Source organism: Frankia sp. CoWAU3, from assembly GCF_977971855.1.
The window spans coordinates 1-4,890 of the sequence record NZ_CDWWXB010000091.1 but is presented as its reverse complement, the minus strand read 5'-3'; the positions used below and the strand labels follow the sequence as shown (position 1 = coordinate 4,890).

Here is a 4,890-nt window from a genome sequence, read left to right as displayed (position 1 = left end):
GCGGCACCGGGCGCAGCTCGTCGAAGTCCGGCAGACAGTACGTCTGGCCCTCACGCATGACGACGCCCGGCGGGAATTCGTCCGCGAGCTGGGGCGGCCGCGTGGCGACAATCGCCCGCATAATCCTGCCGACTTTCGGGTCGTGGAAGACCGAGGCACCGAGCCTGACCTGGTCACCCTCGCGCAGCCACACCAGGGCGCCCGTGCCGAGGCGGGGCACGGCGAGTCCGGCGATCAGATCGACGACCCGATCGGGGTCGAGGGAGGTGCCGAGGACGAGACCGGCATCGGCCAGGAAGGACGGATCGGAGCCGCTCGATCCGTCGTCATGCTCCCCCCGAGCACCGTGACACAGCGCGCGGACGGCCTCCCGCGCGGCCCGCAGACCTGCGGACGCCGACCGCCGCACCTGATCGGACCTCCGCGACTCACTGACGAACCTTGATATACCGGGCGCCTGGGGCGAACTCCCGGTGGATGGTTCCGACGTCACGGGCACACCATCACATCCCCGACCGAATCCGATTCCCGGTACCGCTTCGTAACAGCCAGTCACCCGGTCTATCTGCGGAAGTCTAGTTCGGATATCGGATATCACGCATCGGGGGAACGTCGACCCGAGCCGCAACCAGCACCCCATCGCCCTACCTTCGCCCCCACCGACCGGGTTTGATGCTGGACAGGCATCGCCCGACCGAGGAACACGCGCTCCGCCGCGCCGTCCCGACGCGGCGGAGCGGTCCCTGGATAGGCGCACAACAGGGAGCATCTGTCCCAAAAGGACCAGAAACGCCAGAAGGAGCCAGATGAGGACAGATCATTCTGTTGCGGGCTACTCCACAAAGACACCCTCATCTACCAAGAGAGAGAAAATATCTTCTTTCTACCCTCGATCTAGTGTCCAGCGCGGCCACCGGAGCGACGCGGGCGAGGGCAACGAGAACACCGAGGGCGCCGAGGACAACAAGGACAACAGCGCGGGAGCCGGCGACGCCGGGGAGCTGGATCGCCCGAATGGCGCCGACGGCCGGGGGCGGTCGCCCGGCCAGGACGGGACGTGGTGGCGCCGGGCCGTGCTGTACGAGGTGTACCTTCGCAGTTTCGCCGATTCCGATGGCGACGGGATCGGCGATCTGGAGGGGCTACGGCGGCATCTGCCCGTGCTGGCGGAACTCGGCGTCGACGCGATCTGGATCACGCCCTTCTACTCGTCCCCCATGGCCGATCACGGGTACGACGTCGCCGACCATCGCGGCGTGGATCCGCTCTTCGGTGACCTCGCGGACCTCGACGCCGTGCTCGCCGACGCCGCCGAGACCGGGCTCGCCGTGCTGATCGATCTCGTGCCGAACCACTCAAGCTCGGCGCATCCGGCGTTCCAGGCGGCGCTCGCGTCCGCGCCGGGCAGTCCCGAGCGGGAGCTCTACATCTTCCGCGACGGCCGAGGCCCCGGCGGCGAGCAGCCTCCGAACAACTGGGAATCGGTGTTCGGCGGATCGGCCTGGACGCGGGTGGCGGACGGCCAGTGGTACCTGCACCTGTTCGACGCCGAGCAGCCCGACTGGAACTGGGATCATCCCGCCGTCCGCGCGGACCATGCCGCGACGCTGCGGTTCTGGCTCGATCGAGGGGTCGACGGGTTCCGGATCGACGTGACCCACGGGCTGATGAAGGACACCGAGCTACGGGACAACCCGCCCGGCGCCCGGTTGGCTCCGGACAGCGGGTTCCGCGAGGAGCACGAGCCCCGGGTCTGGGACCAGGACGGGGTGCACGAGATCTACCGCGCGTGGCGCGCGATCACCGACGAGTACACCGCCCGCGACGGGCGTCCCAGGGTCCTGATCGGGGAGACCTGGGTGCGCGACCCGGCCCGGCTCGCCCGCTACGTGCGACCGGACGAGCTGCACCTGACGTTCTCGTTCTCCCTGCTGAGCATCCCCTGGTCGGCGGCGGCCTGGCGGGCCGCCATCGACGCCGAACGCGCCGCGCTGACGGCGGTCGGCGCGCCGGGCACCTGGGTGCTCGCCAACCACGACGTGGTGCGGCCGGCGACCCGTTACGGCGGCGGTCCCACGGGGACCCGCCGCGCGCGCGCCGCTCTGCTCACGCTGCTCGCGCTGCCCGGCACCGCGGTGCTGTACCAGGGCGACGAGCTGGCGCTGCCGCAGGCCGAGGTGCCGCCGGCCGCCCGTCGCGACCCGATCTGGACGCGGTCCGGGGGGACGTCGCCGGGCCGGGACGGCGCCCGGATCCCCCTGCCGTGGTCGGGGGACGCGCCTCCCTACGGATTCACCTCGGCCGGCGCCGACCCGTGGTTGCCGCAACCCGCCGACTGGGCGGACCTCGCGGTCCTCGCGCAGGCGGCCGACCCGATGTCGACCTGGCTGCTCGTGCGCAGCGCGCTCGCCCTGCGCCGCGCCCTCCCCCACCTGCGTGGCGACGACCTGCGCTGGCGGGACGACTCCCCGGCCGGATGCCTGGCCTTCGACCGCCCCGCGCCGGCAGGCTCGTCGGTGCCCCCGACCCCGCCCACCTCGGTGGGGTCGGCCAGTATGACATGCGTGACGACGACCGAGGGGGAGGCGACGATTCCGCTGCCCGGACAGCTGGTGCTCGCCAGCGGACCGGTGGGGTACGACGGCGCGACCCTGACGCTGCCCCCCGACACGACGGCGTGGATCGCACCCCGCGACGGCTGAGAACACCCGTCGCCCGGATCGGACCGCACCGCCGTGCCGCAGAATGGACGGGTGAACCAGTCTCCTCCGCGCACTCTCCCGATCAGCTCCTTCTACGACGCCGCCGGCGGCGAACCGACGTTCCGGAAGCTGGTCGCCCGGTTCTACCAGGGTGTGGCGAACGATCCGGTACTGCGCCCGCTCTACCCGGAAGAGGATCTGACCGGCGCCGAGGAGCGCCTGCGCATGTTCCTCATCCAGTACTGGGGTGGCCCGACCGACTACCAGGAGCAGCGCGGGCATCCTCGGCTGCGGAGGCGGCACGCCCCGTTCGCGATCGGCCCGACGCAGCGGGACGCCTGGCTGAAGATCATGCGGGCCGCGGTCGACTCCCTGGACCTGCCGCCCGATCTCGACAGGCAGCTCTGGGACTATCTGTCGATGGCGGCGAACTCGCTGCAGAACCGACCCGGCTGACCGCTCGGTGCCCGTGGGCACCGGCCGGCCCGGGTGCGCCCTCAGTCCCGGGTGAGCTTGCGGTGGGTGACGCGGTGCGGGCGGGCCGCCTCCTGCCCAAGACGGTCGATCTTGTTGGTCTCGTAGTCGGCGAAGTTCCCCTCGAACCAGAACCAGCGCGCCGGGTCCTCGTCGGTTCCCTCCCAGGCCAGGATGTGGGTGGCGACCCGGTCGAGGAACCAGCGGTCGTGGGAGATGACCACGGCGCAGCCGGCGAACTCCAGCAGCGCGTCCTCCAGGGAGCGCAGCGTCTCCACGTCGAGGTCGTTGGTGGGCTCGTCGAGAAGCAGGACGTTGCCGCCACGCTTGAGGGTGAGCGCGAGGTTCAGCCGGTTACGCTCCCCACCGGACAGCACACCGACGGGCTTCTGCTGGTCCGGCCCCTTGAACCCGAATGACGACACGTACGCCCGGCTCGGGAAGTCGACCTTGCCGACGACGATGTGGTCGAGGCCGTCGGAGACGACCTGCCAGACGTTCTTCTTCGGGTCCAGGCCCGAGCGGGTCTGGTCAACATAGGCGATGTCGACGGTGTCGCCGATGACGAGCTCCCCGGCGTCCGGCGCCTCCTGGCCGGTCAACATCTTGAACAGGGTCGTCTTACCGATGCCGTTGGGGCCGATCACGCCGATGATGCCGCCGCGCGGCAGGGTGAACGACAGGTTGTCGATGAGAAGCCGGTCATCGAAGCCCTTGGTGAGCCCCTTGGCCTCGATGACCTGGTTGCCGAGCCGGGGGCCGGGCGGGATCTGGATGTCCTCGAAGTCGCGCGGGCGCGCCCGGTCCGCCTCGGCGGCCAGCTCCTCGTAGCGGGCGAGACGCGACTTGCTCTTGGTCTGGCGGGCCTTCGGGTTGGACCGGACCCACTCGAGTTCCTGGGCGAGCACCCGGCGCCGCTTGGCGTCCTTCTGGCCTTCGACCTTCAGCCGGGCCGCCTTGTTCTCCAGGTAGGTGGTGTAGTTGCCCTCGTAGGGCAAGGCACGGCCCCGGTCGAGCTCGAGGATCCAGCCGGCGACGTTGTCCAGGAAGTACCGGTCGTGGGTGACGGCCAGCACGGCGCCCGCATAGCGGGCGAGGTGCTGCTCCAGCCAGGCGACGCTCTCGGCGTCGAGGTGGTTGGTCGGCTCGTCGAGCAGGAGTAGGTCGGGAGCCTCAAGCAGGAGCTTGCACAGCGCGACCCGGCGGCGCTCACCGCCGGAGAGCAGGGTGACGTCGGCATCGCCGGGCGGCAGCCGCAGCGCGTCCATGGCCTGGTCGAGCTGGCTGTCGAGCTCCCAGGCGTTCGCGGCCTCGATCTTGTCGATAAGCTCGGCCTGCTCGGCGAGGAGGGAGTCGAAGTCCGCGTCGGGCGCGGACATCTTCTCGTTGATCTCCTCGTAGCGGGCGAGCACCCGGCGGATCTCACGCACGCCGTCCTCGACGTTGCCGCGGACGTCCTTGGTCTCGTCCAGCGGGGGTTCCTGGGCGAGCATGCCGACCGTGTAGCCGGGGCTCAGGGTCGCCTCGCCGTTACTCGGCTGATCGAGGCCGGCCATGATCTTGAGCAGGGACGACTTCCCCGCGCCGTTCGGGCCGACTACCCCGATCTTGGCTCCGGGGAGGAACGACAGGGTCACATCATCGAGGATGACCTTGTCGCCATGGGCCTTGCGCGCTTTGCGCATCTGGAAGACGTACTGCGCCATGCCATCAA

3 protein-coding genes and 1 pseudogene are annotated in these 4,890 nt (G+C 70.2%); 2 read left to right on the top strand and 2 right to left on the bottom strand.

Annotated features, from left to right (window positions below; translation table 11 throughout):
- Positions 1-409 (bottom strand): annotated as a pseudogene (locus AC08ON_RS10190) (ATP-binding SpoIIE family protein phosphatase); the annotation flags it as partial.
- Between the two features lie 397 nt (positions 410-806).
- Here AC08ON_RS10190 and AC08ON_RS10185 point away from each other — a divergent pair.
- Both AC08ON_RS10185 and AC08ON_RS10180 read left to right on the top strand, forming a co-directional pair.
- Positions 807-2,702 carry a glycoside hydrolase family 13 protein gene (locus AC08ON_RS10185; protein WP_476616850.1) on the top strand — a complete coding sequence of 632 codons (1,896 nt, stop codon included), beginning with the start codon at positions 807-809 and terminating at the stop codon, positions 2,700-2,702.
- Between the two features lie 33 nt (positions 2,703-2,735).
- A complete protein-coding gene (locus AC08ON_RS10180; protein WP_476616849.1) occupies positions 2,736-3,158 on the top strand; it encodes a globin in 423 nt (140 codons plus the stop codon).
- A 41-nt stretch (positions 3,159-3,199) separates the two neighbouring features.
- Here the strand turns inward: AC08ON_RS10180 and ettA are convergent, their stop codons facing one another.
- Positions 3,200-4,882 (bottom strand): energy-dependent translational throttle protein EttA, encoded by a 1,683-nt coding sequence (gene ettA / locus AC08ON_RS10175; protein WP_011435594.1) that lies wholly within the window; start codon positions 4,880-4,882, stop codon positions 3,200-3,202.
- Positions 4,883-4,890 lie beyond the last annotated feature (8 nt).

Excerpts from the sequence above, each read along its gene's own strand:
- AC08ON_RS10185 (WP_476616850.1), top strand. The coding sequence starts at position 807 with ATGAGGACAGATCATTCTGTTGCGGGCTACTCCACAAAGACACCCTCA.
- ettA (WP_011435594.1), bottom strand. The coding sequence starts at position 4,882 with ATGGCGCAGTACGTCTTCCAGATGCGCAAAGCGCGCAAGGCCCATGGC.